The sequence below is a fragment of the Endozoicomonas sp. PH6C genome (assembly GCF_059322965.1).
This window is the reverse complement of sequence record NZ_CP185342.1, coordinates 4,929,454-4,954,609: the sequence shown is the minus strand read 5'-3', so window position 1 is coordinate 4,954,609 and position 25,156 is coordinate 4,929,454. Positions and strand designations below refer to the sequence as shown.

Genomic DNA, 25,156 nt, shown 5'->3' with positions numbered 1-25,156 from the left:
TTCTATGTCGGAGGTGTATTACCAATATCGATCGTTGGGCCCAGGTACTTGGGGCCAGTGTTTAACCAGTGAACTTCCAGGACGGCCAGAACTCTTGCAAGGATCTCTCTGGCCTTATTGCTCAGGTCACTATCGGCCCCGTCACCAGCGTTAAAAGCAATAGCATTAATTTCTTTATTCTGGGCGATATAGAGTGCCCGTTTATTGTGATAGGTCTGGGAAATTATGGTGAACGTATCAAGCCCGAAGACAAACTTTGCCCTGATAATGGAGTCCAGGGTTCGAAAACCTGCATAATCCCTGTAGATCCTTTCGGCAGGAATGCCCATTTTCAAAAGGTCCTTTCGGATGGTGCTCGGCTCATCATAATAAGGTGTTCCATTGTCGCCGCTGATCAAAATATAATCGATCTTGTCCCGGGTGTAGAGAAGATAGGCAGTCTTGAGCCTGAGAGCATAATGGTTGTTAAACCCGCCTTCACGAGAGTACTTACTGGTGCCGAGCAGAACACCGACTTTATTGTATGGAATGCTTTCTACATTGTTATAAAGCCGCGAGCTGGTTTTGGTATTGACCAGCCAGTTGGCGATAGCGATCAGGGAAATGAGTCCTATCACAGCTCCAGCAAACAAGCCAGTAACAACCTTTAGGCGGGTCGGCCTGCCCTGCATTCGGAAGTCTCCGTAAAATAAGGAATTCAGAGACAGTTAACCATAATCATCCTGCTGGTTAAAGTGTATCGGACTCTGATCGTCTCATATCCTCCAAAATAGTCTCGATTTCGATGGCAATAGACAATGAAGGCTGATCGGGTATACCCAGCGACTCCAGTGAGGGAACCTGGTTATCGCTGGCAATGGCAGACTGAAACTTTTTGACCACTTCTTCCGGAGTAGAAGCCAGAAAGGCTGCCTTTTCGCGGATCAGAAAGTTGTCTGTTCCTGGTTCAGCAATGTAAATAACAGGTTTTCCCTTATAGCGTGCCATCGTTCCAATAGAGGATTTATGGACCATAACAGCAACAGACATTTTTGTGAGAGCAGCGGTAGAATGGCGATTATTTTCCACTAATCGAAGATTCCCGGTACCTCTTTCCTTAATCCAGCGTCGCTCGACCTCACCACTGGTCTTAGGGTGATGGGTGACCAGAAAGGTCACGGACGGCAGCTTTCGGGTGGCTTCAATAAAGATTCTGAAATACTCTTCATAGGTGTCGTCATAACCACCGGCGAATACCGCAACAGGCTCATTGGGACCAATGTTTAGTTCAAGGCGGACAGATCGGTTATCCGTTTGTCGGTAAATATCATCCCAAGCCTCAAGCGCCGGTTGCCCAATTACTACATAGAGGGGATTGGGGCAAAATACAAGATCTTTGAAGCTTACTGCGGTTGCAGAAGTGGGAATATGGAATTCATCAAGCGTTCGAATTGCTTCCAGAAATGCCTGCACATATTCCTTGTTGGTAATGGGATCAAAATTATCATAGAAAGCCAGAGTGAAGCTGCCACCTTGCTTCATATGATTGAGAATCTGGGCCTGTACAGCACTGGCCATTCCGGAATAGACGATCTTAGGCCTAATACGTTTCGATAACTCAATGAGAGCGCTTTTGGGCCAGACTGTTTCCCGATTGTTCCTGAGCTGCTCTGGATCAGGTACAGAAATGGTAAGGTTGAGCGGGTGATTCCGGAAGATTTCTGCGGCCCTGCCAATCGATAAAATGCGGTAGTTAATACCTCGCTTCTTCAGGGCTTTTTCAAGCTGTTTAAAAGCATTACTTTCCCCTTGATCATAAGCGACCAAAAGAAGATCAATGTTTTCTGTTGCCAGTGCATTGGAGCTGAAAATGTTTATAAAGAAACAAACAAACAGCGCACAAAGAGAGTCTGCATAGTTTTTCATTCTGTCTCCGTTAGAATCCCCGTTACTGGTTTTATCTGCTTTTGAAACAGGGAGGCTAACAGTCTGGTACAGAATTCCGTTTAAGGAAAGGTCAGCAGCTGGTTGCTTTTTGGCCTTTCAGGGAATTATTTTCGCATCAGGAATACACCCATTTCGCGATGATGGGTATAAGGGAACTGATCAAAAAGGGCTATACGTTGCACACTATGAGTTAGGGTGATCTTTTCCAGATTCTTCTTCAGTGTGTCAGGGTTACAAGAAATGTAGACAATATTGTCGAACTTTTGAACCAGGGCTTCAGTGCCTTCATCAAGGCCAGCCCTGGGAGGATCTACCAGGATGGTGGATACGTCATAGCTGTCCAGATCAATGTCTTGCAAGCGTCTGAACAATCTCTCACGATTCATTGCCTGAGTGAACTCTTCGCTGGATAAACGGGCTATCTGAACATTCTCGATGGCATTAAGCTCAAAGTTGTCATGAGCAGAGTTCACTGATGTTTTGGATATCTCTGTTGCCAAAACTTTGTCAAAGTGATTGGCCAGGACACAAGTGAAATTGCCGTTTCCGCAATAAAGCTCGAGCAGATCCCCTTTCAGACCACTACAGACATCACTGGCCCAGCCAAGCATATGCTCATTAACTCCGGCGTTGGGTTGAGTGAAACTATTCTCGACCTGAGTGTATTGGTAGTTTTTACCCAACACATTAAGGGTTTCGACAACGTAATCCCGATCCAGGACTATTTTCTGCTTTCTGGCACGACCGATGATGCGAATATTGTGAGAAAACTGTAATTTCTCCGCCGAAGCCCTCCACTCATCATTCAGCGGTTTGTGGTAAAGCATACTGATCAGAGCCTCACCGGTCTGGGTTGTCAGAAATTCCAGCTGGAAAAGCCTTTTTCGCAGGACCTCCTGCTGCTCGATGTCTCTCATCAGCGGCATCATTAATTCATTGATACGCTTTGTGCCTGCAGGAAACTGGTCGACGTTGAAAGGCTGTCTGGTCTCAGGGTCAAACATTCGGTAGTAGCTGCGTTCTTGCTCATGCCAGATGCGAAACTCTGCCCGCATTCTGTAATGCTGAGGCCGGGATCTGAAAACTTCCAGTTCAGGAACATCAAAAGTCTTAAATTCTTCTCGGGTAAGGCTTACCTTCTCGCTCAGCTGGGCTTCGTACTTTTCAGGCTCTACTACGGCTAATGACATGATGCTCTTCGATAAATAAAAACGGCCCATATTATGGGCCGCTTTCGAAGAGATGAAAACTGGTTTTCAGTTCATTAATTGAATATCACCAGCTTAACGGTGAACAGCAGAGATAGAACAATCAGTGCACTATTAAGGTCTTTTGCACGACCACTCAGGAGTTTGATGGCGGTATAGGAGATAAAACCAAAGGCAATACCGGTTGTGATCGAGTAACTCAGAGGCATGGAAACAGCTGCAATAACTACTGGAGCAGCTTCTGTCAGATCGTCCCAGTCAATCTGGAACATACTGTGAGTCATCAAAACGGCTATGAAGATCAGAGCAGGGGCGGTTGCGTAGGCAGGCACTACGGCTGCCAGAGGGGAAAGGAACAGGCATCCCAGGAACAGTATGCCAACAACAACAGCGGTCAGGCCTGTCCGGCCACCCACTGAAATCCCGGCAGTACTTTCAACATAGCTGGTAGTGGTTGAAGTACCCAGTCCGGCCCCTGCCATACTGGCCATGGAATCTGCCATCAGAGCTCTGCCCAGACGAGGGAATTTACCGTCTTTGTCCAGCAGGTCGCCTTTTTGCGCTACGGCAACCAATGTGCCTGAGGTATCAAAGAGGTCAACAAACAGGAAAGAAAAAATAATGCTGATCATGCCAACTTCCAATGCTCCGGCAATATCCAGTTGCAGAAGCGTGGGGGCTACGCTGGGAGGCATGGAAAACACACCATTCATCTCTACTTTGCCGGCTATAAGGCTGATGACGGTGATGGCCAGAATGCCAATCATGACTGAGCCGGTGATATTGCGGTAGTAGAGAGCCACAATCAGGGCGAAGCCTATGGATGCCATAATGGCGCTCCAGGAAGTCATATCTCCCAGTGTTACCAGCGTGGCCGGGTCGCCAACGATAATGCCGGCATTCTGCAGAGCAATAAAGCCCAGGAAGAGCCCAATACCCGCAGCAATACCACCCCGCAAAGAGAGAGGAATGCTGTTAATAATCCACTCACGAATCTTGAAGACACTCAATACGAAAAAGCAGACACCTGAAAGAAAAACCGCCCCCAGTGCTACCTGCCAGCTATAACCCATTTGACCTACAACGGTGAAGGCGAAGAAGGCATTGAGGCCCATACCAGGAGCAAGAGCAATAGGGTAATTAGCATAAAAGCCCATGATCATACAGCCGATAGCAGCAGCCAGACAGGTAGCAACAAAAACGGCCCCCTGATCCATACCGGTGGTGGCCAGCATGCTTGGGTTTACAAAAATAATGTAAGCCATGGTCAGGAATGTAGTAATGCCTGCCAGCACTTCTGTCTTAACATCGGTGTGATGTTCTTTCAGTTTGAATAGCCGTTCTAACATGCTGAGGTTTCACTCGGGAGTAAAAACCCCCGATGATAACGATTTTTACGGTCGGTTAGAATATGGGAGTGGTATCGTTATTTTTTCGATAAATCACGGTTTATGGTGGAGATTTCTTAGGTTGATCTTTGTGGGTAAAGTGCTGTCTTGTGCTCGTTTTCTTTTATACCCCCATATCTGGTAGTCTGGATTTTTTGTGAGCAAATAATGCCCACTTTGCTGGAAGGCCCGTGACTGAGGGGGTTAGTTCAGGATGATATGAGCAATTAACAGGGTTATCCACAGAAGTTGTGGTTAAATTGATAGTGCCTGCCCTGAATATCGGATATTCGATATGGCGCAAATTTGACCAGTCTTGTCACTATATTTTGAAGTGTTTCAGGTATTTTTACGGGCGAGTTTGCAGAAACCGTATTGAATTCGCTGCTGCCGTTTCAAAAATGACAACCGAGTCGACCCCAATAGAGTCGACTCTGGTAGCGATCAGGCTACTGCTGCCAGCTTCCCTGTTTGCATTTCCTGAATTCTGGCATTGAGTTTTGCCAGGGTTTCGGCCATTTTTCTTCTTTCGTTCTCCTGACTTTCAGCACTGCGTTGTGCGCGTTGTTTTCTGTGGCGTTCAATAGCCTCACGTATGCGAAGCTCTTTCGGGCAGATGGGGTCAGCAGCAACGACCTCTGTTTCAACAATGGCTGCTGGCTCTGGCTCAGTGGTTTCTGGCGGTAGAGAGCTTTCTTCAACTGCAGGTTCAGACTGAACATCCAGTTGACTCAGGGCGTCGCTGTCACCGGCCAGGCAGGCGTCGGCAGCGGCAGTAATCGCAGCCAGCTGGGCTGTGATGTCATCGCTCATTTCAATGCTGCTCAACTGAACCATCGCATTGGCCCTGGAGCCCGCAGACTGGGTTGGTTCAGGCTTTGGCTTTTCTTTTTCGGACTGGACAACCTTGATCCCGGTTGAGTCTGGAGTCGGGCTGGGTACAGCTGGCGCAGACACAGGCTCAGCAGCTGAGTGTTGAGCGGCCTGAGCAGGCGCAGTCGAACCGGCTTCTGACTGTTGAGCAGAGTCATCATTCGCTTTATTGCCAGCATTGCCGGATTTCATGGCAAGGCTTGGAGGTGTATTGGAATCACCTTCATTGATTTCTGCAAAAATGGAGGCCAGCTCTTTTTCAATGTTGGACTTGCGCTGGCGCCGCTTCTTTTTGGGCAGGATTTTTACCGTGCTGGTCTTATAGCCTCTGAGGCTATGGGCACCAAAGAAATCGATCGCGTCCTGCTCGAGCTCAGCCAGTTCCTCACGGGACTCGGCCCTATCCCACTCCTCCACGGTAAATGCGTCTTCGCCGTGGATGCGGATTTCTCTGTAAAGCGGGTAGTCCATATCCTGGTGTGCAGCTGCCACCATTTTTTCCCACTGGCTTTCAAGGTCATTGCGAGTGGAGCCTACAAAAATTTGTTTTGTTACTTTATTAGTGACGGTGAAGATAATCAACGCTGGATGACCTTTCTACTGACGGTGACAGGCGCGCAATTATACCTGCCGATTTCCTTCTGTGTAGTGGGGATTGTGCGCTATTCAAAAACTGTTTTAAGGGATACCGGGCAGAGGTGGCATTGTAATGGTAAGAAAAGTAGGAAAATCCCGAAGCTCAGAGGGTTACTACACTTTTTTATCGGGCTGCAAAAGCGACTGTTTTGTGGCTCTGACCGGCAGTTAGCATTTTGACAAAGAAGGGTAATCAGCTAATGTCAAAATAATTAATAAATGGAGTGGCGACAGAGATGGCAGGTAAGTGGAACTACAAAAATGGACTGGTAGTTGTTCCTGTTTCATTATGGGGATTTTTGTTCTTCGGAGCTTTTAATCTTTTATCTGTTTTCTTCGTTTTTTTTCCGCTCCTGTCCGGGGCAGGTGTCTCAGACGATCATCGGCCGGTTGCACATTTTGCCAATCAATTCTTCCTCCAGAAAGAGGGCGCTTCCTATTGCCTAGGGCTGGATGTTGAAGGGGATGAGTCTACTACCTGTGTGCATCAGAACCCTGAGCAGAAAAGGCTCTGTTATCCCGGAAACCGGGCAGTGATCAAACCCTGCGACGACAATAGCCCATTCCAGAAATGGTATTATGATTTCCAGAGAAAAACGATCCATTATCAGGGCTTTGCTGCCAGTATGTGTCTATCCAGAATGATAGACACTCTGGCAATGTTGCCCTGTATAGAATCGACCAGCGCCCAGATCTGGCTATTTGATGAGCAAGGCAGATTGTCGAACGCAACTGATCGACAACAGGAGAACGGATATATCGCGCTGCTTGATAAGAGTGAGGATCCTGCACCTTTGCTTTATCGGTATCTTGAGGCGGATATGGGAGAGCGGCGCTGCTATAAGAATCTGCATACGGGACAAACCGTCTGTGAGTTTGAGCGGGAACCTGTAAATGACCAGGGGCGCGAACCTGGTGAAGAGAAAGAGGCGTCTGAGCAAGAAATCAAACCTGAAAAGCCCCTTCCTCCTGAAGAGACAGTGCCACCGGAAGAAGCGCAACCTGAGGAAGAAAAAGTCCCACCGGTTTTGAGCTGGGAAGAGCGGCCTGAGAGAGCTTTCTGGGTCTCTGAGCGTTTGACAGAAGATATCCTGCTGGTGAATCAGAACCTGAGGCTTTGCCTTGGTGTTAGCGCCGCAGAAAGGTGTTTGTCCGAATCTCCTGACATGAGTAGCTGCTATTCATCGACATCCATTGAACTGGGTACTTGCGATAGCCAGAACAGCCAGGTTTGGCGCCATGACTTGTTAACCAAGCGAATCTTTAATCGTGCTGCAGGTTACCGATATTGCCTGACCTGGCTGCCGGGAAGCTTTTCACTATTACCCTGCTTTCCCGGAGGAAGTCCGTCTCAAAAGTGGTATTTTGCCCGTGGCAAGACTCCTGCATCCCCGGAAAGAGGGCGCCTGAGAACTATGTTGAACGGGGGCCTTGATCCTTATTCATACACTGAGGCATTGACGTTGCCCATCACAGTGAACGAACAGAAGAAAAAGAAACCAAAAGAGCTAAAAGTCTACTTCGAGTGGCTACTTGGCAGATGTGGCAGACATCCTGTCACTGGCGTTTGGCTGGATGACTGTCCGGTCACTCCCTGACGCTGAGATCCAGAGCCATAACAATAGCATCCTCGGCCTTATGGTCTTTGTTTGCCGGGTAGTAGTTTTTACGGCGGCCAATTTCACTGAAACCAGATTTAAGATAGAGGTTGAAGGCTTTTTTGTTGGATTCGCGCACTTCAAGAAACAGGGTTTCTGCCAATTTGGCTGAAGCATCGATGAGTTGATTCAGCATGGCAGTGCCATAGCCTCTGCCCTGCTCACTGCGAGAGACGGTCAGAATCAGCAGGCTGGCTTCTCTTGCAGCCAGCATGACGACTCCCTGGGCAACAATTCTACCCTGGTGTTCGGCTACCATGCAGAGGTAACCCGAGTCGACACTGTTCATGTAGTGCTTTTGATTCCATGGATGAGGTCCGGCTTCCTGCTCGATAGCCGCCAGTTCCGGAAGATCCTGGTGAGTCATTGTTCTGAATGACAGCATATAAGTTTTCTTTATCGTGATAACTGAGGAATATCGGGCGTCTGGCATCAGCACAGGCTGCTAAGCGTAATCGATTTTCTGCTCATGAGGCGGTTATGAAGGGGTCAGCTCCCTGATTATCGGTGAAATATCCTGCCAGACTTCTGACTTCAGGGCTGGAAGTTTCATCAACTCATTAAGACCGTGAGTGACAATGAAGTATTGATTGGAGTGAAGGCCCGTCTGCAAACCTCTCAGGTCGTTGAACTGTCGGCTTGGATCTATCACAAAACGGGCTGCTGCCTGACCGAAGAGCAGAACTACTTTTCGTCTGGCCAGGCCAAACTGGTTACTGAGGTAGGCGCAAACTGCGTCGGCAGCAGCGGAGTCGTCCTGGCTCAGGTGCTCCATCAGGCCAGCATTGCCCAGTGGCCAGACGAACTCACTGAAAGGCAGAGTTTCAGACCCTGCAGGCAGTTGAATAGCACGAAGAATATCGCTGAGTAATCGAAGGTGAAAGCGTGAAAATTGATTCAGTCCGGAGTGAGGCATTTCGGCGACTACCAGACAGTGTTCGTTGGCAGCCAGAGTGACCAGCCTGAACTTGCTGATTTCTATTGGCCGGGGTTCAGTAATAATGTTCTGTTTTACAGAGGGTGCTGGCTCCGGATCCTGTTTCGTTTCAACACGACTGGAGATGCCCAGCAAATCTTTTGCTGAAGAAGCACCTGTGGCACCTTCAGAAAGTGGAGCTGAAGATGGGTGGGAAGAAACAGTTAATTGTCCGGGCTTATACGCTTCTACCGGCTCTTCCTCTGGAAAGTCAAACGCCCTGGGGGGCAATGCATTAGGCAGGATTTGGCTGGGAAACCAGGTCTGGATACCCATGGCATCGAGGTAGTGCTGCCGAGTTTGCTCGCTGATCCTGCCTTGCATGACTGTTAGAGGTTCCCTGTCTGTGGGTTGGTTTTTGGATGGTCAGCATTCAGCAGGTTCAAAGCATTGATGTAGGCTTTGGCAGAAGCGACCACAATATCGGTGTCTGCTCCGGAGCCATTGACAATGCGACCCTGCTTTTCCAGACGTACGCTGACATCGCCCTGAGAATCAGTACCGCTGGTAATTGCGCTAACGTTATACAGTGCCAGACGGGCACCGGAATTAGCAATACTTTCTATGGCTTTGAAGACCGCATCAACGGGACCGTCTCCTGCACTGCGTACTTCAATCTCATCAGAGTCTACTGCAATAACCAGACGTGCTTCTGGTGTTTTACCGGTACTGGAGCCCGCTTCCAGCTCAAGCAGACGGTATTTCTCTTCTTCATTAGCGGAGCGAACATCACTGACCAGTGCCTGCAAGTCGTCATCGAAAATTTCAGATTTCTTGTCAGCCAGCACCTTGAAGCGGTTAAAGGCTTCGGTCAGTTCGTTACGATCAGCAAAAGTAATACCCAGCTCTTCCATCCGGGACTGAAAGGCGCTGCGGCCGGATAATTTACCGAGGGTCAGACGGTTAGTGTTCCAGCCAACGTCTTCAGCCTTCATGATTTCGTAGGTTTCGCGGTTTTTCAGAATGCCATCCTGGTGAATACCGGATTCGTGAGCAAAAGCATTAGCACCGACAATGGCCTTGTTGGGCTGAACCGGGAAGCCGGTGATACCGGAGACCAGACGGGACGTAGGAACGATATGCTGAGTGTTGATGCCCGTTTCGACCTTGAGTTCGTCCTGGCGGGTACGTATAGCCATAACGATTTCTTCAAGAGAGGCATTACCCGCCCTCTCTCCAAGGCCGTTGATGGTGCATTCAATCTGACGAGCACCGTTAACCACGGCTGACAGGGAGTTGGCTACTGCGAGCCCAAGGTCGTTGTGGCAATGAACCGAGAAGATGGCTTTGTCTGAATTGGGAACACGCTCAATCAGCTGGGCAATCACGTTGCCGAATTGGTGAGGCAGGGCGTAGCCAACCGTGTCCGGAATGTTAATGGTGCGGGCACCGGCATCGATAACGGCTTCAATGACACGGCACATAAAGTCGATGTCAGATCGTCCAGCGTCTTCCAGAGAGAACTCAACATCGTCAATGAGGTTGCGGGCCAGCTTAACCGAAGCCACTGCCTGTTCCAGCACCTGCTCAGGCGTCATACAAAGTTTGTGTTTCATGTGCAGCGCAGAGGTTGCAATAAAGGTATGAATACGACCTTGAGCAGCTGGTTGCACAGCTTGTGCTGCTGCTTCAATATCTTTGGGCAATGCCCTGGAAAGACTGCAGACAGTGCTGTCTTTAATGGTTTCAGCGATGCTTTTGACCGCTTCAAAATCGCCCGGGCTGGCAATGGCGAAGCCTGCCTCAATGACGTCCACCTTGAGTATTTCCAGAGATTTGGCAATCCGGACCTTCTCATCCCCGGTCATAGCAGCGCCGGGACTCTGTTCACCGTCTCTCAGGGTGGTGTCGAAAATAATAACCTGATCGTTGCTCATGGTTGCTGCTCCCGCTGTTCTTTTATCAGTTCAATGTTTTTTGACGCGCTTTTTGTGCAAAAGGTTCTATTTGTGCAAAAGGATTTTTGAAAGTGCCGACATAGAAGATGCTGCTTGCAACAGGCAGCATTTTCTGCACTTGTCAGTCGGAATTCGTACAAATGTAATCATTTTTCTGACTTTGGGGTCAGAGGGCCAGACGGCCGGGGTCGAAGGTGAAATTAAATAGTCTGCTCAAGGCAGTAGGAGTAGCAGGCGGGAAGGACGAAAGATGGACTTGGGAGTGAACACCACAGGCTCACGGGCAGCTGTTACCTGCGCATTGGTGTCGTTATCAGAGTCCCGGAAGATTTCGGGCTGTTGCTTATCGTTCGCTATAGGCATTGTAATCACGCTCAGCGTTCTGAAATCAGCGTAAGATTGTTTAATGGATTATGTGGAATGCACTATATCCTCTATAAGTCGCTTTGCCAAGCCGGTTGATCCAGTTTTCGAGACTGGATAGGATTTGTGTCGACCCTATTTTCTTTCGCCAAGGGCGCCCCGCCCATCACAGGATAGCCGGACTCATGAAAAAAACGTCACTTATTTTATTGGCCGCTCTCGCCCTGGCCGGCTGTGCCCTGAGCCCTCAGGAAGTGGATGTAACCCCCAGAATTGCTGTGGAAAAGCCAATTAAACCATTGCAGGGAACGGTCAGTGTGACCGTCTATGATGAGCGCTTGTCCCGCTCTCTTGGTCATCGTGGAGGGGTTTATTCAAATACCAACGCCATTACGACCAATGACCGCCTGACTCTGGCTATTCGCTCGGCAGTGGAGCTGGGTCTGAGAGAGATGGGGCTGACAGTTACTGAATCTGAAGATGTATCCCAGTTCCAGGTTTATCTTGATGATCTGGAGTACAAGGTACCAGAGGGCAGTTACATCACCCAGGTGGACCTGAAGGCAAAAGTCCGGGTCAGGGTTGTAAAAGGCGATCAGCGTTTCGAGGGGGTCTACTCCAGCGAAATCAGTGAGCGTGTACCCAAGGCACCCTCTGATGAAAAAAACGAAGAGCTGATCGATAAAGTGCTCAGTGATGTGCTGAGCAGAGCGTTGGCCGACCTAAGGTTGACAGGTTTTCTGAAACAGGCCTGAGTCTTTATCTTGTTCAGCTGTCACCCATGGATTATCGGTTAATCCTGTCGATCAAACACCAGGCAAACTGAAATCTGAGGTTCTCAGAGGTAAAAAAATGCTTCGTGTAGCTGTCCCTTAAGGAATTTTTCACTGTAATCATTGTCTAGCTCAAAAGAGGGTTTTCCAATCGGGCGCTATTGCAGCCTGAATGGTAACATTTTTGCAAATAATAATGATCTTCGTAGAGTCCATGGGCTTTACGATAATCTGTTTAAATGGAGAACAGGTTATGTATACATTTGGTTCTGATAACGGCGCTGGTCAAGCAGCGCCCCCGCTCCGTCAAGTAACTGCTGCCACTGACCAGCCGCCTAGCTATGAGAGCACGGTGCAAGCCATCAATGCTGAACAGGCACAGTTTCATTCTCGCATGGTAGCCCTTCAAGAGCAGACTGTCAGGCTGATCACAACTCAGTCGGAGGAGCACCAGTGTCGGCCAGAGCTATTTGCCAGACAACTGGCGAACTTTTTGATAGAGCGTTTTGGTTTGACAGATACGCGACTTTCACCAGCTGCCAGTGTTACCAGTAGCGCTGATAGCACCCTTCAAAACACTACCGAACCGGATCTATGGAACTGGGATGCCTGGCAAGCAGAGCTGTATGGCTTCCCTTACTACAATCGCAATGACGAGGAAATATATTTAGTTAAAAAGGAAGAAATTCTGGGGGATGTTGAAATCAAACTCGATGTTTATTTACGTAAACCGGAGCTGTTAAATCACTTTAAACTTCTACCTTCAGTCAAAAGGAGCGTTGGCGCCTGGAATCTTTCAGTTATGAAAAGTTTTTTGCAAATGAAGGATGTGATCCGTGATAAAGGCTTACCACTGACACCCATCATTAAGGATTGCATCAGTAGTGGCCTGTTTACGAGAGCGTTCATTGAGGAATTGCATAAAATGGTAATCCCGGGCAGCGCCAGTTAGCAAAGCAGAAAAACTCTTATGCATCTGTCGGCAGGCGCCAAACTGGTTACCCAAGGCTGTTTTCTGGATTTTTTTGGTACACAGGCTACTCTGATCAGTCCAAATGAAATGATCACTTGTTGTGGGGCTGACTTAGTGCACAATTTATTTTTTGTCATAGCGATGTTGTTTTTATCAAGTGAAGTAAAAACGAAAGAAATAAATAAAGCAGAGGGTTGCTATAGTGTTTTTGCTGTTCAATTGATAAGCGCACTGGCTGAAGCTCCACTGTCTTTAGTTTTTTATACCAATCCATCAGAATACGTGCACAAAATAAAGCTTACCGCAGCTAAAGGTGTCGTCTATGAACAAGATATTGGAATTAATGATTTAGAATCAATCAGGAAGTATATTACCCGAGATAGACATGGTGCGATTGTATATGCGGCCAATGCACCTGAAAAATTTATGGGTTGTTTACGGCCAGAGCCTGTTGAATTAAAGAGCATAATTGACGAATTCGATATGAGTGAAGGCCTTTATCTTTTTCGCGGCGGTCTCCTTAGTTGTATTTCGCTGGCTGCATCATTAAGTGAACGTGTGTCGGTCTATAACGAGTTTGGAGCTGATCATCTAAAATCAAATGAAAATGAGTTTATTATCATCTCTCTGGCTGCAATGTTACTTTATCAGGGAACAAAAAACAGACTGTTTTATATTTTTTCAGACAGTAATGCTCTGGCATCTTTCCTATCCGTTACTGTTAGATATTATGGGAATCAGAGTAAACAATTAGACATAAGCGATATCTCAAAAATGGTGATATTGGCTATGCCTGTTATTGTTGGAAGCTCATATGCAGGAATCAAGCATAATAACTATGTTCTAAAAACAATAATTCTTCTAACGCCGGTAATCATTGATCGCATTCTCAGTTGGCCAGTTCTATTGTATAACATATGGCAAAAACCAGATGCCGCGCAGTAGGCGCAGGCACCTGAGAAAGCGTGTCGGGCTCATCCCGTGATCAATTATGGAGCGGTTTCTCTAGCCATTGACTGACCAGCTTCGTCCAGGCAGGGTGGCTGTTCAGGCAGGGAATGAGTTCCAGGGATACACCGCCAGCTGCAATAAAGTCCTCTTTCGCTTCCATGCCAATCTCTTCAAGGGTTTCCAGACAGTCAGCCACGAATGCCGGGCAGATGACCAGAACCTTTTTGATGCCCTGTTCTGCCAGTGATTTAATGGTATTGCTGGTGGCCGGTTCCAACCATTTGTCCCGCCCCAGTTTTGATTGGAAGGCGACGGAGTATTTGTCCACCGGGATGTCGGCTTTCTCGACAAAGCAGGCGGTGGTTCTGTAAACCTGATGTCGATAGCAGGTAAGGTGAGCAGGTGATGCTTTCTGACAACAGTCCTCGGATTTCAGGCAGTGGGAACCTGTGCAGTCATCCTTACGGATGTGTCTTTCCGGAACACCGTGATAACTGAACACAATGTGATCATAATCTTTTTCCAGATACTCTTTTGCACTTTCTACCAGTGCCTCAATGTAGGCATCGTGATTATAAAACACGGGGTGAACTTTCAATGTCACCGGCAGTTTGTAGTCTTTGATGATTTCTTCAGCTTTCTCTACCACTGTCTTGACGGTTGACATGGCGTAGTGAGGGTAGAGAGGGAACAGCAGAACTTCCTTGATCTCCGGCTTGCTGGCCAGTCTGACCAGAGCGCTCTCCATGTCTGGCCTGCCATAACGCATGGCTAACTCTACTGGCATGGAAGTCAGCTTCTGGACTTCTTCATGAAGGTCTTTACTGTTGCTGATTAGAGGTGAGCCCTTCTCAGTCCAGACAGAGGCGTAGGCTCTGGCGGATTGAGCCGGTCTTTTGGGCAGGACAAACAGACTGACAATCATTCGTCTTACGAGCCAGGGCATATCGATGACATTAGCATCCATCAGAAATTCATTCAGATAGTGTCGTACATCTTGTTCATGCGGACTATCGGGCGAACCCAGATTAACCAGCAATGCTCCGGTATTTTCCATCCCTACTTCCTGCCTACCTTGTGAAATCTTTGATTGTCAGATGCGAAAAATATCCTCTATCGCACACGACTGTTTAAGGGTTTACTGCTTCAGCTAAGAGCAGAGGAGTATAACCAAACGTAAGCATAGGGGAAATGCAGCTATCAGGCTCCGGTTCAGGCGGTTTTTTGCGCCAGGGTGACACGGTCCTGACCAGACAGGTCTTGTTGTGTGCTAATGGCGGTAAAGCCATTGGACTCCAGAATGATCCGGATATCACTGCCCTGATCATAACCGTGCTCAAACAACAACCAGCCTCTCGGTTTCAGCTTCCCGAAGGCTTGTCGGCTGATGGTGCGTATATCATCAAGGCCGTCTTTGCCTGCAGTCAATGCTGATCGGGGTTCAAACTGTACATCCCCCTGAACAAGGTGCTTATCGTCTTCACGAATGTACGGCGGGTTGCTGACAATCATGTCGAGCGGGTCGGATACGGGTGAGCACCAGTCACCTTCTACAAAGGTTACATTGCCTATCTGGTTCAGGGCGGCATTTTCTTTAGCGATGGCGACTGGCCCGGACAGTCTGTCAACGCCAATCACTTGCCAGTGTGGCCTCTCGATAGCCATTGCCAGAGCAATGGCACCGCTGCCTGTGCCAAGGTCGGCAACGGTTGCCTGGTCCGAAACGGGCATAGACAAGGCGAGCTCAACCAGCCTTTCAGTGTCGGGTCTGGGAATCAGTACGGAGGGGGAAACGTTAAGCTTCAGACTCCAGAACTCTTTCTCACCCGTTATATAAGCGACAGGGGTTCCCAGTATCCGTTGTGCCAGCATGGACTCAAACTGTTCAGCCTGTTCGGGCGTCAGCTCCCTTTCGGGCCAGGTGAAAAAGTAGCTGTATGGTTTGCCCAATACATGGCAGAGCAGAACTTCGGCATCAAGACGGGCCGTGTCGCTTTGTTCTTTTCTGGCTGTATGACTATCAGTGAGGCGTTGAGTGGCCTCACTGAGGGTCTGATCAATCCTGCTCATTAGTCTACTCATCGGACAATCCTGTCAACAGGTCCGCCTGATGTTGCTGAAGGAGGGGGTTAATCACAGGGTCGAGGTCGCCTTCGATAATCTCTGGCAATTTATAAAGCGTCAGGTTGATGCGATGATCAGTGACCCGCCCCTGAGGGTAGTTATAGGTTCTGATACGCTCGGAGCGATCGCCACTGCCCACCAGACTTTTACGGGTTTCGCTGATCTCTTTGGCGGCAGCCATCTCTTGAGCATCCTGCAGTTTTGCAGAAAGCAGAGCCATGGCCTTGGCCCGGTTCTTGTGTTGTGAACGTTCGTCCTGACATTCAACCACAATGCCGGTAGGCAGGTGGGTCAGTCGAATGGCCGAGTCGGTGGTGTTTACATGCTGACCACCGGCACCCGATGAACGGTAGGTGTCGACTCTAAGATCTTCCTTTTTGATCTCGATGGCTTCCTGCTCATCAGGTTCTGCCATGATGGCGACAGTACAGGCTGATGTGTGTATACGCCCCTGGGATTCTGTTTCAGGCACACGCTGGACCCGATGGGCACCGGATTCAAACTTCAGATGACCAAAAACATTATTGCCGACCACGCGGGAAATAATCTCCTTATAGCCACCGTGTTCACCGTCATTGGCACTGATGACTTCGATTTTCCAGCCACGTTTTTCAGCGAAGCGGGAATACATCCGGAACAGGTCTCCCGCGAAAATAGCAGCCTCGTCACCACCAGTACCGGCACGAATTTCCAGGAAAGTATTGTTGTTGTCCCTGGGGTCTTTGGGTAAGAGCAGTAGTTGCAGCTCCTGAGCCAGGGCTGGCAGCTTTTCTTCGCAGCTCTGAATCTCTTCCTCAGCCAGATCAGCCATTTCCGGGTCGTCTTTCATGGCCCGGGCGTCTTCCAGATCTCTCTGAATCTGGTCGTAATCCCGGTAGGCATTGACGACGGGTTCAAGTTCAGCGTATTCCTTGGAGAGTCTGCGGAACTGGTCCTGGTTACCGATGACTTGCGGGTCACTCAGTAAAGCACCGAGTTCCTCAAAGCGTTCCAGCAGGTTTTCAAGTTTGGCGCTCAGACTGTCCAGATTGGGATCTTTCATTTGGATTTAATCAATGCTTGTTTCAGGTGTGAACCTGATGGGTTATACAGGTATCCGGTGGCTTCTGGCTGAATTTCAGCCGGTAATGGCTGGCACAGCTAGGAGTGGCTCGGCTCTTTAGCGCGGTCTTCATAACGGCGATGAATGCCCAGCAGTTCTTCAGCCCATTTCAGTCGGTTGTTCTGACCTTCTGCAGCGGCTTTTTTCAATTGCACGCTGGGGGTATGCATGAGCTTGTTGGTCAGTGAACGTGCAAATTGAGTCAGAACCTGTTCCGCCGGAACACCATTGGCCAGAGAAAGCATGGCTTTTTCAAGCTCAAAATCTCTGAGTTCCTCGGTATTTTTTCGATAGCTCCTCAGCACATTCACTGCATCCAGTGAGCGCAGTTGGCTCATGAACTCAAAAGCACCGGTTTCGATCAGCAGCTCAGCTTCTTTTGCAGCATCCTGTCGCTGTTGCATATTGTCCTGAATAACGTCATGCAGGTCGTCGACGGTATATAGGAAGATGTCTGGTAGCTCAGTGACCTCGGGTTCGATATCCCGGGGAACAGCGATATCCGCCATAAATATGGGGCGGTGTTTGCGTTTTTTAATCGCTCTTTCAACACTGCCTTTACCCAGAACGGGAACCGGGCTGGCCGTTGAGGAGACGACAATATCAGCGGCTGGCAACAAGTGAGGAATATCTGAAAGCAGGGCCGGCTTTCCGTCAAATTTGTCGGCCAGCAGTTTCGCCCGGCTCATGGTCCGGTTAGCGACAAAGATGTCTTTAAGGCCTTGTTGATGAAGGTGTCTGGCCACCAGTTCAATGGTTTCACCGGCACCAATCAGTAAAGCGGTGTTTTCAGAAAGGTCGGCAAAGATCTGCCTGGCCAGTGTCGTGGCTGCATAAGCGATGGAAACAGGCTGTCTACCAATAGCGGTATTGGTTCGAACTTGTTTGGCGGTAGTAAAGCAGTACTGGAACAGTCTGGAAAGCAGCGAGCCAATAGTACCGGCTTCCTGGGCCTGGGCGTAGGCTGACTTCAGCTGACCGAGAATCTGGGGTTCACCGAGAACCATGGAGTCAAGGCCGCATGCCACTCTCATTATATGGCGAACAGCGGCTTTATCGTGATGAATATAACTGTGCTCGCTAAGCAGCTTCTGATCCAGGTTGTGATACCCTGTCAACCATTCAAGCGCTCTGTGATAATCGGCGTTGCTGGCACAGTAAAGTTCTGTCCGGTTACAGGTGGACAGAATGGCCACTTCATTGGTGTGCATGAAATGACGGGCATCCTGGAGCGCCTCGGGCAGTTGCTCAGGTGAAAAAGCAACCTGCTCCCTGAGTGCGATGGGTGCAGTTCTGTGATTGATACCGGCGGTAAGATACCCCATAAAGTCCTGTTGCCTTTTCTTACGCTCTAGCCAGCCACAAGTAACCCACTGGCGAGGTACTCAGGGCTGTCTTTTTACTCTGGAGGTTCATTTATCTAATCCAGTCTCCGTGCCTTTTGACGAAAGATTGGGCTGTCTATTTGAGAGCCACTGCTATTATTGACCGTACAGTATTCTACAACACTGGACTGCAGACTGATGCCTGTGCCCTTAATTATGTTGCCCGAAGCAGATCGAAACTTCTGTTCCAGACATTCGGGTAACTGGTTTGACTTTTTGTCTGTCCATGGTTGTCTCAATACAAGTTGTTTCAATGGAAGCTGAGGGAATCCCTGTTATGCCAGGCAGATTTTTAACACCTGATAATTCGCAGTTTGTTGTCAGATCTTCGTTCAGTGCGAGGCCCCGGTGCTGTTTAAGTACTACAGTCAGCAAACAGTGATACGCTCAGGTCAGCGAAGAATCTTGATCTTCACTCTGTTTTAACAGCACCTTCTTTCGTTATGGACATTCTGGCCGATCAATTCTCCTATGGAACGGCAACAACTGCAAACCCGGATGTATCCAGTCATACCCATAGAAAAAGAGAAATATTTTGTCCGGCCTTTCTTTGCAGGCTCTGTAGTAAAATGTTTTTCACAATAATTTGCGTATGTCATGATAAAGAAGGCACAGTTCAGAGCTGATCCATCCGGGACTGCAGAGTTCAGTGCAGAAATTATTTCCAACGGGTAAAGGCATACCATTCATGAAGAAACTTAATAGTTTCTCTATAGTGCTGACAGCCATGCTGGTATCAGGTTGTTCTTCAGTTCAATATTCATGGCAGCCCGGGGCGGCTGAATCGGTTCCTGCCCAGGTCAGTCACGAGCCGCAAGAGCCGGTAGCTTCTTTTGAACCTGATACCCTTTACGATCTGCTCGTGGCCGAATTGGGCGGGCAGCGTAAGCGTTATGATCTGGCGCTGGGGTATTATCTCAAACAGGCTCATAAGACTCAGGACAAGGGAGTTGCCAAACGGGCCTATCAAATCAGTCAGGTCGTCGGGGCTCGCCAGGCATCTCTGGATGCGGCGTTACTCTGGGCCAAGCTGGATGATAAAAATGCTGCCGCATTGCAAGCTGGTGCTATTGAACTGATCAGGGCGGGTCAACTGGATCGAGCCGTTGAGCAGATGAGAGACGTTCTGGCTTTGGAAGGTGAGGCTAATTTTGATTTCCTCGCAGCCAGTGCCCTGGAGCTTCCTGAAGATGAAAGGGTGCAATTGCTGAGCACCTTTGACAGCATTCTTAAGGATTATCCCGGTCATCGGTCGCTGAAGCTGGGTAAGGCCATTTTGTTGCTTCAGGATAATCAGTTGCAAGCAGCGATCAAGATCTGTGATCAGCTTCTTGCTAAGGAGCCGGACTACGTCAAGGCTATCATACTCAAGGGTCGCATCCTCAATAAGATGGACAAAGGTGATGAGGCTGAGAAAATGCTGGCTGATGCCGTCAAAAAGTATCCGGATATTCCTCGTCTGCGTCTGATTTATGCCAGTGTACTGGTGCATCTGGATAAGCTTGGCGAGGCTCGCGAACAGTTTCAGGTGCTCCTGAATCAGTCACCCTTCGATGTTGAGATGCTGTTGTCTCTGGCTCTGATTTCACTTGAGAGCGGGATGGTGGCAGAGTCTGAAAGCTATTTTAAACAGCTATTGGCTCTGGGACAGAGAAAAAGTACCGCTCATTATTATCTGGGATGGATATCAGAACAGAAAGGGCATTATGAACAGGCCCGGAAGTCTTTTCTGAACGTGATGCCAGGTAAGGAGTTCATGATGTCACGGGTCGCGCTTATCCAGATGCTGCTCAAGCAGGGTAAAATGGCAGAGGCCCGACAGCAATTGGAAGAAGACCGCAACCGATTCCCGGTACATGCTGTTCAGCTTTATTTGCTCGAGACAGAAATTCTGGTGAATGCCGGAGAACTTGACGATGCTCTGAAGCTGTTTTCAGACGCCGTATTGCGCTACCCCGAGAATGTTAACCTGCTCTATGGTCGGGCCATGGTGTTTGAGAAAATGGGAAGAATCAAGGATCTTGAGTCAGATCTGCGTGCCATTATCAAGTTTCAGCCCGAAAATGCGGCCGCTCTGAATGCGCTTGGCTACACCCTGGCGGATCGTACTGATCGCTTTGAAGAGGCAAGAGAGTTGATCGAGAAGGCCTATGTCCTGGATGAAGATGATCCTGCCATTATGGACAGCATGGGTTGGGTACAATATCGTCTGGGTAACTATCAGGCTGCTCTTGTTTATCTCAAAAACGCCTATGATAAGTATCCCGATCATGAGGTAGCGGCTCATCTGGGCGAGGTGCTTTGGGCCCTTGGGCGGAAAGAAGATGCACGAGCTTTGTGGGACGAGGCTTTGCAGATGACTCCGGACAGTGACGTTCTGAAAGAGACCCGAGAGCGATTGGAAAAGCAGCATAAAGAGGCCGATGCTTTAGCGGACCCCAAGGTTTCCATCGTCAAGTAAGCCTGCTGGATTATCTATCATAACGGGCCTGGCGGCCCGTTCACTCAACGCAAAAACTGGCAAGTTGTATGCAGATACCGTTTTCAACTTCATACCTGACTGACTCTTCATTAACAACAAAACTGTCTATTCTTGTGATTTTTGCCCTGCTTCTCTCTGGTTGCGCCACGGCTCCCAAACCGGAAAAAGGGCTTTCAGAAGCTCAGCGTCAGTCATTGTGGAAAGCTCATCAACAGCAGCTCTCAGAACTGGATTATTGGCACTTGACAGGGCGACTGGGGTTGAGAGTCCCTGGAGACTCCGGAACCTTATCTCTGGAATGGCAACAGAGTAAAGAGAACTATCTTATCTATCTGGATGGTCCCCTGGGACAGACAGTGGCAAAAATTAATGGTCAACCGGGCTCAGTAGAACTGGAAGCCTCAGGTAAGCGTTATCCAGGCCAGAGTCCTGAGAAATTGCTGTTTGAGCTGACCGGTTGGGATTTACCTGTCAGTCTGCTGCGATATTGGGTCATGGGGCTGCCCAGTCCTGATACCAGAGCCACTATCCGGTTAAATAATCAGGGTTATCCTGTGCTGATTACACAGCAGGGGTGGCAGGTTGAATATTTGCAGTACGAGGACTTCTCCGGAATAACCTTGCCTGTCAGGATAAAAGTCCGACAGGGTGAGGTGCAGGCAACTCTGTTTGCCAGAAGATGGCAGCTAAAATAGGCTTTCATCTTTAATTTCTCTTCTGCTATCGGGCAGAAGTTGCTTGATAGTTCATGATCGCAATTTCAGGATGGTTCGTTGATGTCGTCTTCAACTCTGGTTTTGCCTGCTCCGGCCAAGCTAAATCTTTTCTTGCACATAATCGGACGTCGAGAAGATGGTTATCATCAGCTCCAGACCGTTTTCCAGTTTTTGGATTTTGCCGATGAGCTGACCTTCGAAAATCATGACGAGTTATTACTGGATTGTAACCTTCCAGAGCTGGTCGCTGATGACAATCTCGTTCTCAAGGCTGCCCGTCTTTTACAAACTCATACAGGCTGTGAAAAAGGCGTCAGAATTACGCTCCTTAAACGTCTGCCCATGGGCGGTGGAATTGGGGGCGGCAGCTCCGATGCGGCCACAACACTCCATGGTCTGAATCTATTGTGGGGGTTGGGACTGGACGAAGACACACTGGCAGAGCTGGGACTGAAATTGGGAGCTGATGTTCCGGTATTTGTTCGGGGTCATGCTGCTTTTGCTGAGGGGGTTGGCGAGAAGCTTACTCCTGTCAGTCCTGAAGAAAATTGGTACCTGGTTCTCAAACCTGACTGCCATGTCAACACTACCGAAATGTTCCGTCATCAGGAATTGACAAGAGATACTCGTCCCATTAAAGTTTCCGCCGCATTGAACCGGCTGCATGGAAATGAGCTGACCAATGACTTTCAGCCATTGGTTCGAAGGCTTTATCCGGAAGTTGATAAATGTTTAGTGCTGTTGGATAATTCCGGAAATTCGAGCGTGGGGCAGGCCATGATGAGCGGTTCGGGTGCCTGTGTGTTTATGCCGTTTGCCAGTCGTAAAGAGGCGGAAGCGACTCTGGCAGAAATCGACTCTGACGTTGATGGTTTCGTTGCCAGTGGTGTCAATACATCTCCGCTTCACAACTCGATCAGTCAACTGCGATCATGTGTGAATTAAACTCCATTATCCAGCTTACAGTGACTGTAAATTATGTTACTGGGGTGTCGCCAAGCGGTAAGGCAGCAGGTTTTGATCCTGCCATGCGGGGGTTCGAATCCCTCCACCCCAGCCACTGTTTAGAATCCTATCTTACAGATAGCTCTCTCCACTGTTTTATGAGACGTAACGCTCAGGACAAAACATTCACCTTCGAAACATTCGATGGTAATGGTTCCAATCCAGGCAGACAAAAACAGGATGTGACGCTCATTGCTGTCGGCGATGGGCGGTCAGCTCCTTTGGTGAAGAGCTACATCCACCCACGACTACGACCAGAGCAAGGTATTTATCCGTGTCCAAAATGATGGTGTTTGCCGGCAACTCAAATCCGGAGCTGGTGCACAAGGTTGTCAATCACCTGCATATTCCCCTGGGCAAGGCCTATGTTGGCCGTTTCAGTGACGGCGAAATTGCAGTAGAAATTCAGGAAAACGTCCGTGGTCGTGATGTTTTTATCATCCAGTCCACCTGCGCCCCTACCAACGACAACCTGATGGAGTTGTTGGTTATGGCAGACGCCATGCGTCGCTCCTCTGCGGTTCGCATCACAGCGGTGCTGCCTTACTTTGGTTACGCTCGTCAGGATCGTCGTCCGCGCTCTTCCCGTGTACCAATCAGTGCCAAAGTCGTCGCTGACATGATTGCCGGAGTGGGTGTGGATCGTGTCCTGACAGTCGACCTGCACGCTGACCAGATTCAGGGCTTCTTCGACATTCCTGTGGACAACGTTTACGGTTCTCCTATTCTGCTGGATGATATGGAGCGTCAGGGTTACGAGAACCTGATGGTGGTATCACCCGATCACGGTGGTGTAGTTCGTGCCCGTGCTGTGGCTAAGCGCCTGAATACCGATCTGGCGATCATCGACAAGCGTCGCCCTGAAGCCAATAAATCTGAAGTAATGAACATTATCGGTGATGTTAGCGGCCGTACCTCTGTGCTGGTCGATGATATGGTCGACACGGCCGGTACCCTGTGCGCTGCTGCAGCTGCGCTGAAGTCCAAAGGCGCTACCAAGGTGATTGCCTACTGTACTCATCCTGTTCTGTCTGGCCGTGCTCTGGAAAATGTGGCTAACTCCGAGCTGGACGAACTGGTAGTGACCAACACGATTCCTCTGAGCCCCGCTGCCCAGGCTTTGGGTCGGATTCGCCAACTGGATATGTCGCCTCTGCTGGCTGAGTCTGTTCGCAGAATCAGTAACGCTGAATCCATCAGTGCGATGTTCCAGTAATTTCAGGGAATTGGCAAAAGCGCAGTAAGCCCTCGCCCAGGTGAGGGTATCGCAAGGCTCCTAGCGTGGGAGCCAGTTCAACGGACATTCAGTGCTTCATCACGGTAGCGCAAGAATGGTTCCAGAAAAAATGCCAGCAGTCGGCGTCTACCGGTTTTCACCTCGGCAGAGACCATCATATCTACATGCAAAGGTTCATTCTGACCGTTAACATTGACAAATTGCTGGTTCAATCGGATGTATACCGGATACATCAATCCCTGCTCGCCCTGGTTCCGGGCATCTTTGGAAACCAGCTCAACTACGCCGTGTAAATAGCCAAAAAATGTATAGGGAAACGTTTCTATTTTGATATCGGCCGCCATCTGCGCCTTCACAAAACCGATGTCCTTGTTTTCCACCATAACTTCGGCCTGCAGCTCCGCTTTGTCCGGAACCAACGACATCAAAGTCACAGCCGGCTGGATCACCGAGCCGTAACCCAGCGCCGAAAATTGTTGTATCGTACCGTCTTCCGGTGCCCGGATATAACAATTCTGGTTGTGTTCCCTGGCTTTGATAATGTTGTTTTGTAGTTCAGTGATCTTATCACTGAACTCATTAAGTTTTTCCATGCGTTCATGACGAAATGCTTTTTGTCTACTTTCTTTTTCACTGACAAGCGCTGCCAGCTCTGCCTTTGCTTCATTCTGGCGACTCTGTTGGACCTGCAGCTGCTGGCTGGTATCCAGCTGTTTTTCCCTGGTGGCCAGCCACTCCAGTCGTGACACAAGACCTTTGTCTAATAATTGCCGGGTCGCTTTTTCATTTTCCAGATGCAGGGGGTTAAGTATCTGCAGTCGGTCAATTTCGGCCTGAATCGCCATAACCTTTGCCCGACGCTGATCGATTTGCTGCACTACGGATTGATTGCTGCTCTGATAATGCTGGTAGTCATAATCCAGTAACTGTTGCTGGCGAAACCACTGGTCAGGGCTTGGCTTTCCCGAGAGCGGCAGCTTAGCCTGGCTAATCCATTGCTGCAGGTTGGGAGGTGGCGCCAGAGGCGTTTCCGTTGCCGATTCAAGCAACAATTGCAATCGCCTGACATTGAGTTGGTTTTGCAGCAACATGGCTTCAATCTGGCGAATATCAGCTTCTGGCTCGGTGGGGTTCAGTTTGATCAGTAATTGGTTTTTATAAACATGCTCACCTTCTGTGACATAGATGGTATCCACTCGGCCAGCAATCAGTGATTGTACTTCCTTGACCTTGCCCACTGGTATTATTCTGCCGTTGGCGGTGACTTCGGTGTCAATAAAGCTGAACCAGCTCCAGAGCAAAACAAAGGTCAGCAGGGCACAAATCAGCAACATCAGGACATGAGCGAACGGTGACGGTGGTGATTCGAGAATTTCAACAGCGGCCGGCAGAAACTCCAGCTCATCTTTTTTGCGCCTGACCCGAGGATGTTTTTTCTCATGGTGCAGGCTGTCTCTGATCAGCGTGAGAATGCGTCCCAAT

21 protein-coding genes and 1 tRNA gene are annotated in these 25,156 nt (G+C 49.0%); 9 read left to right on the top strand and 13 right to left on the bottom strand.

Features of this window, described 5'->3' with window-relative positions:
- Window positions 1–2: 2 nt before the first annotated feature.
- The 5 genes from ACOMG9_RS18320 to ACOMG9_RS18300 form a co-directional block, all read right to left on the bottom strand.
- On the bottom strand, window positions 3–617 hold the full coding sequence (locus tag ACOMG9_RS18320; protein ID WP_422476179.1) for a SanA/YdcF family protein: 615 nt from the start codon (window positions 615–617) through the stop codon (window positions 3–5).
- A gap of 112 nt (window positions 618–729) precedes the next feature.
- The gene (locus tag ACOMG9_RS18315; RefSeq protein WP_494529220.1) at window positions 730–1,905 is read right to left on the bottom strand and encodes a hypothetical protein; all 1,176 of its coding nucleotides are present in this window, start codon (window positions 1,903–1,905) and stop codon (window positions 730–732) included.
- Between the two features lie 125 nt (window positions 1,906–2,030).
- Window positions 2,031–3,116: a tRNA (uridine(54)-C5)-methyltransferase TrmA gene (trmA, locus tag ACOMG9_RS18310; RefSeq protein WP_422134849.1), complete on the bottom strand. Its 1,086-nt coding sequence runs from the start codon at window positions 3,114–3,116 to the stop codon at window positions 2,031–2,033.
- A 74-nt stretch (window positions 3,117–3,190) separates the two neighbouring features.
- Window positions 3,191–4,483, bottom strand: coding sequence for an NCS2 family permease (locus ACOMG9_RS18305; RefSeq protein ID WP_448217954.1), 1,293 nt, complete (start codon window positions 4,481–4,483; stop codon window positions 3,191–3,193).
- A 483-nt stretch (window positions 4,484–4,966) separates the two neighbouring features.
- Window positions 4,967–5,977 (bottom strand): GIY-YIG nuclease family protein, encoded by a 1,011-nt coding sequence (locus tag ACOMG9_RS18300; RefSeq protein WP_448217953.1) that lies wholly within the window; start codon window positions 5,975–5,977, stop codon window positions 4,967–4,969.
- 290 nt (window positions 5,978–6,267) lie between these two features.
- Between ACOMG9_RS18300 and ACOMG9_RS18295 the strand changes: the two genes are divergently transcribed.
- Window positions 6,268–7,629 (top strand): RICIN domain-containing protein, encoded by a 1,362-nt coding sequence (locus tag ACOMG9_RS18295; protein ID WP_494529219.1) that lies wholly within the window; start codon window positions 6,268–6,270, stop codon window positions 7,627–7,629.
- On the opposite strand, the gene rimI is transcribed toward ACOMG9_RS18295, so the two are convergent.
- From rimI to ACOMG9_RS18280, 3 genes are all read right to left on the bottom strand, one after another.
- Window positions 7,619–8,074: a ribosomal protein S18-alanine N-acetyltransferase gene (rimI, locus tag ACOMG9_RS18290; protein ID WP_448217951.1), complete on the bottom strand. Its 456-nt coding sequence runs from the start codon at window positions 8,072–8,074 to the stop codon at window positions 7,619–7,621. The two genes, ACOMG9_RS18295 and rimI, sit on opposite strands and share 11 nt — an antisense overlap.
- 93 nt (window positions 8,075–8,167) lie before the next feature.
- Complete coding sequence (locus tag ACOMG9_RS18285) at window positions 8,168–8,989, bottom strand: uracil-DNA glycosylase family protein (protein ID WP_448217950.1); 822 nt, start codon at window positions 8,987–8,989, stop codon at window positions 8,168–8,170.
- 5 nt (window positions 8,990–8,994) lie between these two features.
- Complete coding sequence (locus ACOMG9_RS18280; protein WP_448217949.1) at window positions 8,995–10,542, bottom strand: 2-isopropylmalate synthase; 1,548 nt, start codon at window positions 10,540–10,542, stop codon at window positions 8,995–8,997.
- A 569-nt stretch (window positions 10,543–11,111) separates the two neighbouring features.
- On the opposite strand from ACOMG9_RS18280, the gene ACOMG9_RS18275 reads away from it, so the two are divergent.
- The 3 genes from ACOMG9_RS18275 (at window position 11,112) to ACOMG9_RS18265 (ending at window position 13,617) form a co-directional block, all read left to right on the top strand.
- Window positions 11,112–11,681, top strand: coding sequence for a YajG family lipoprotein (locus ACOMG9_RS18275; protein ID WP_494529218.1), 570 nt, complete (start codon window positions 11,112–11,114; stop codon window positions 11,679–11,681).
- 271 nt (window positions 11,682–11,952) lie between these two features.
- The gene (locus ACOMG9_RS18270) at window positions 11,953–12,651 is read left to right on the top strand and encodes a hypothetical protein (RefSeq protein WP_448217947.1); all 699 of its coding nucleotides are present in this window, start codon (window positions 11,953–11,955) and stop codon (window positions 12,649–12,651) included.
- 18 nt (window positions 12,652–12,669) lie between these two features.
- A complete protein-coding gene (locus ACOMG9_RS18265) occupies window positions 12,670–13,617 on the top strand; it encodes a hypothetical protein (protein ID WP_448217946.1) in 948 nt (315 codons plus the stop codon).
- Between the two features lie 40 nt (window positions 13,618–13,657).
- Here the strand turns inward: ACOMG9_RS18265 and hemH are convergent, their stop codons facing one another.
- The 4 genes from hemH to hemA form a co-directional block, all read right to left on the bottom strand.
- Window positions 13,658–14,680, bottom strand: a complete 1,023-nt coding sequence (gene hemH, locus ACOMG9_RS18260; RefSeq protein WP_448217945.1) for a ferrochelatase — start codon at window positions 14,678–14,680, stop codon at window positions 13,658–13,660.
- Window positions 14,681–14,835: 155 nt separating this feature from the next.
- A complete protein-coding gene (prmC, locus tag ACOMG9_RS18255) occupies window positions 14,836–15,705 on the bottom strand; it encodes a peptide chain release factor N(5)-glutamine methyltransferase (protein ID WP_448217944.1) in 870 nt (289 codons plus the stop codon).
- Window positions 15,698–16,789, bottom strand: a complete 1,092-nt coding sequence (prfA, locus tag ACOMG9_RS18250) for a peptide chain release factor 1 (protein ID WP_422134836.1) — start codon at window positions 16,787–16,789, stop codon at window positions 15,698–15,700. The genes prmC and prfA overlap by 8 nt, the downstream gene beginning before the upstream one ends.
- Window positions 16,790–16,887: 98 nt before the next feature.
- Window positions 16,888–18,174, bottom strand: coding sequence for a glutamyl-tRNA reductase (hemA, locus tag ACOMG9_RS18245; protein ID WP_448217943.1), 1,287 nt, complete (start codon window positions 18,172–18,174; stop codon window positions 16,888–16,890).
- A 748-nt stretch (window positions 18,175–18,922) separates the two neighbouring features.
- On the opposite strand from hemA, the gene ACOMG9_RS18240 reads away from it, so the two are divergent.
- The 5 genes from ACOMG9_RS18240 to ACOMG9_RS18220 all read left to right on the top strand — a co-directional run bounded on the left by ACOMG9_RS18240 (window position 18,923) and on the right by ACOMG9_RS18220 (window position 23,653).
- Window positions 18,923–20,695 (top strand): tetratricopeptide repeat protein, encoded by a 1,773-nt coding sequence (locus tag ACOMG9_RS18240; RefSeq protein WP_422452422.1) that lies wholly within the window; start codon window positions 18,923–18,925, stop codon window positions 20,693–20,695.
- Between the two features lie 68 nt (window positions 20,696–20,763).
- Complete coding sequence (lolB, locus tag ACOMG9_RS18235) at window positions 20,764–21,411, top strand: lipoprotein insertase outer membrane protein LolB (protein ID WP_422134833.1); 648 nt, start codon at window positions 20,764–20,766, stop codon at window positions 21,409–21,411.
- A gap of 81 nt (window positions 21,412–21,492) precedes the next feature.
- Entirely contained in the window at window positions 21,493–22,377 is an 885-nt protein-coding gene (ispE, locus tag ACOMG9_RS18230) for a 4-(cytidine 5'-diphospho)-2-C-methyl-D-erythritol kinase (RefSeq protein WP_422138680.1), read from the top strand.
- A gap of 40 nt (window positions 22,378–22,417) precedes the next feature.
- Window positions 22,418–22,492, top strand: a tRNA-Gln gene (locus ACOMG9_RS18225).
- 219 nt (window positions 22,493–22,711) lie between these two features.
- On the top strand, window positions 22,712–23,653 hold the full coding sequence (locus ACOMG9_RS18220; RefSeq protein WP_317145524.1) for a ribose-phosphate pyrophosphokinase: 942 nt from the start codon (window positions 22,712–22,714) through the stop codon (window positions 23,651–23,653).
- A 77-nt stretch (window positions 23,654–23,730) separates the two neighbouring features.
- Here ACOMG9_RS18220 and ACOMG9_RS18215 read toward each other — a convergent pair whose 3' ends face one another.
- On the bottom strand, window positions 23,731–25,155 hold the full coding sequence (locus ACOMG9_RS18215; RefSeq protein WP_448217942.1) for an HlyD family type I secretion periplasmic adaptor subunit: 1,425 nt from the start codon (window positions 25,153–25,155) through the stop codon (window positions 23,731–23,733).
- Window position 25,156: the final 1 nt, after the last annotated feature.

Excerpts from the sequence above, each read along its gene's own strand:
- hemH (WP_448217945.1), bottom strand. The coding sequence starts at position 14,680 with ATGGAAAATACCGGAGCATTGCTGGTTAATCTGGGTTCGCCCGATAGT.
- ACOMG9_RS18265 (WP_448217946.1), top strand. The coding sequence starts at position 12,670 with ATGCATCTGTCGGCAGGCGCCAAACTGGTTACCCAAGGCTGTTTTCTG.
- ACOMG9_RS18270 (WP_448217947.1), top strand. The coding sequence starts at position 11,953 with ATGTATACATTTGGTTCTGATAACGGCGCTGGTCAAGCAGCGCCCCCG.
- ACOMG9_RS18285 (WP_448217950.1), bottom strand. The coding sequence starts at position 8,989 with ATGCAAGGCAGGATCAGCGAGCAAACTCGGCAGCACTACCTCGATGCC.
- ACOMG9_RS18240 (WP_422452422.1), top strand. The coding sequence starts at position 18,923 with ATGAAGAAACTTAATAGTTTCTCTATAGTGCTGACAGCCATGCTGGTA.
- trmA (WP_422134849.1), bottom strand. The coding sequence starts at position 3,116 with ATGTCATTAGCCGTAGTAGAGCCTGAAAAGTACGAAGCCCAGCTGAGC.
- ACOMG9_RS18280 (WP_448217949.1), bottom strand. The coding sequence starts at position 10,542 with ATGAGCAACGATCAGGTTATTATTTTCGACACCACCCTGAGAGACGGT.
- ispE (WP_422138680.1), top strand. The coding sequence starts at position 21,493 with ATGTCGTCTTCAACTCTGGTTTTGCCTGCTCCGGCCAAGCTAAATCTT.
- prmC (WP_448217944.1), bottom strand. The coding sequence starts at position 15,705 with ATGAGTAGACTAATGAGCAGGATTGATCAGACCCTCAGTGAGGCCACT.
- ACOMG9_RS18275 (WP_494529218.1), top strand. The coding sequence starts at position 11,112 with ATGAAAAAAACGTCACTTATTTTATTGGCCGCTCTCGCCCTGGCCGGC.
- ACOMG9_RS18305 (WP_448217954.1), bottom strand. The coding sequence starts at position 4,483 with ATGTTAGAACGGCTATTCAAACTGAAAGAACATCACACCGATGTTAAG.
- lolB (WP_422134833.1), top strand. The coding sequence starts at position 20,764 with ATGCAGATACCGTTTTCAACTTCATACCTGACTGACTCTTCATTAACA.
- ACOMG9_RS18315 (WP_494529220.1), bottom strand. The coding sequence starts at position 1,905 with ATGAAAAACTATGCAGACTCTCTTTGTGCGCTGTTTGTTTGTTTCTTT.
- prfA (WP_422134836.1), bottom strand. The coding sequence starts at position 16,789 with ATGAAAGATCCCAATCTGGACAGTCTGAGCGCCAAACTTGAAAACCTG.
- ACOMG9_RS18295 (WP_494529219.1), top strand. The coding sequence starts at position 6,268 with ATGGCAGGTAAGTGGAACTACAAAAATGGACTGGTAGTTGTTCCTGTT.
- hemA (WP_448217943.1), bottom strand. The coding sequence starts at position 18,174 with ATGGGGTATCTTACCGCCGGTATCAATCACAGAACTGCACCCATCGCA.
- rimI (WP_448217951.1), bottom strand. The coding sequence starts at position 8,074 with ATGCTGTCATTCAGAACAATGACTCACCAGGATCTTCCGGAACTGGCG.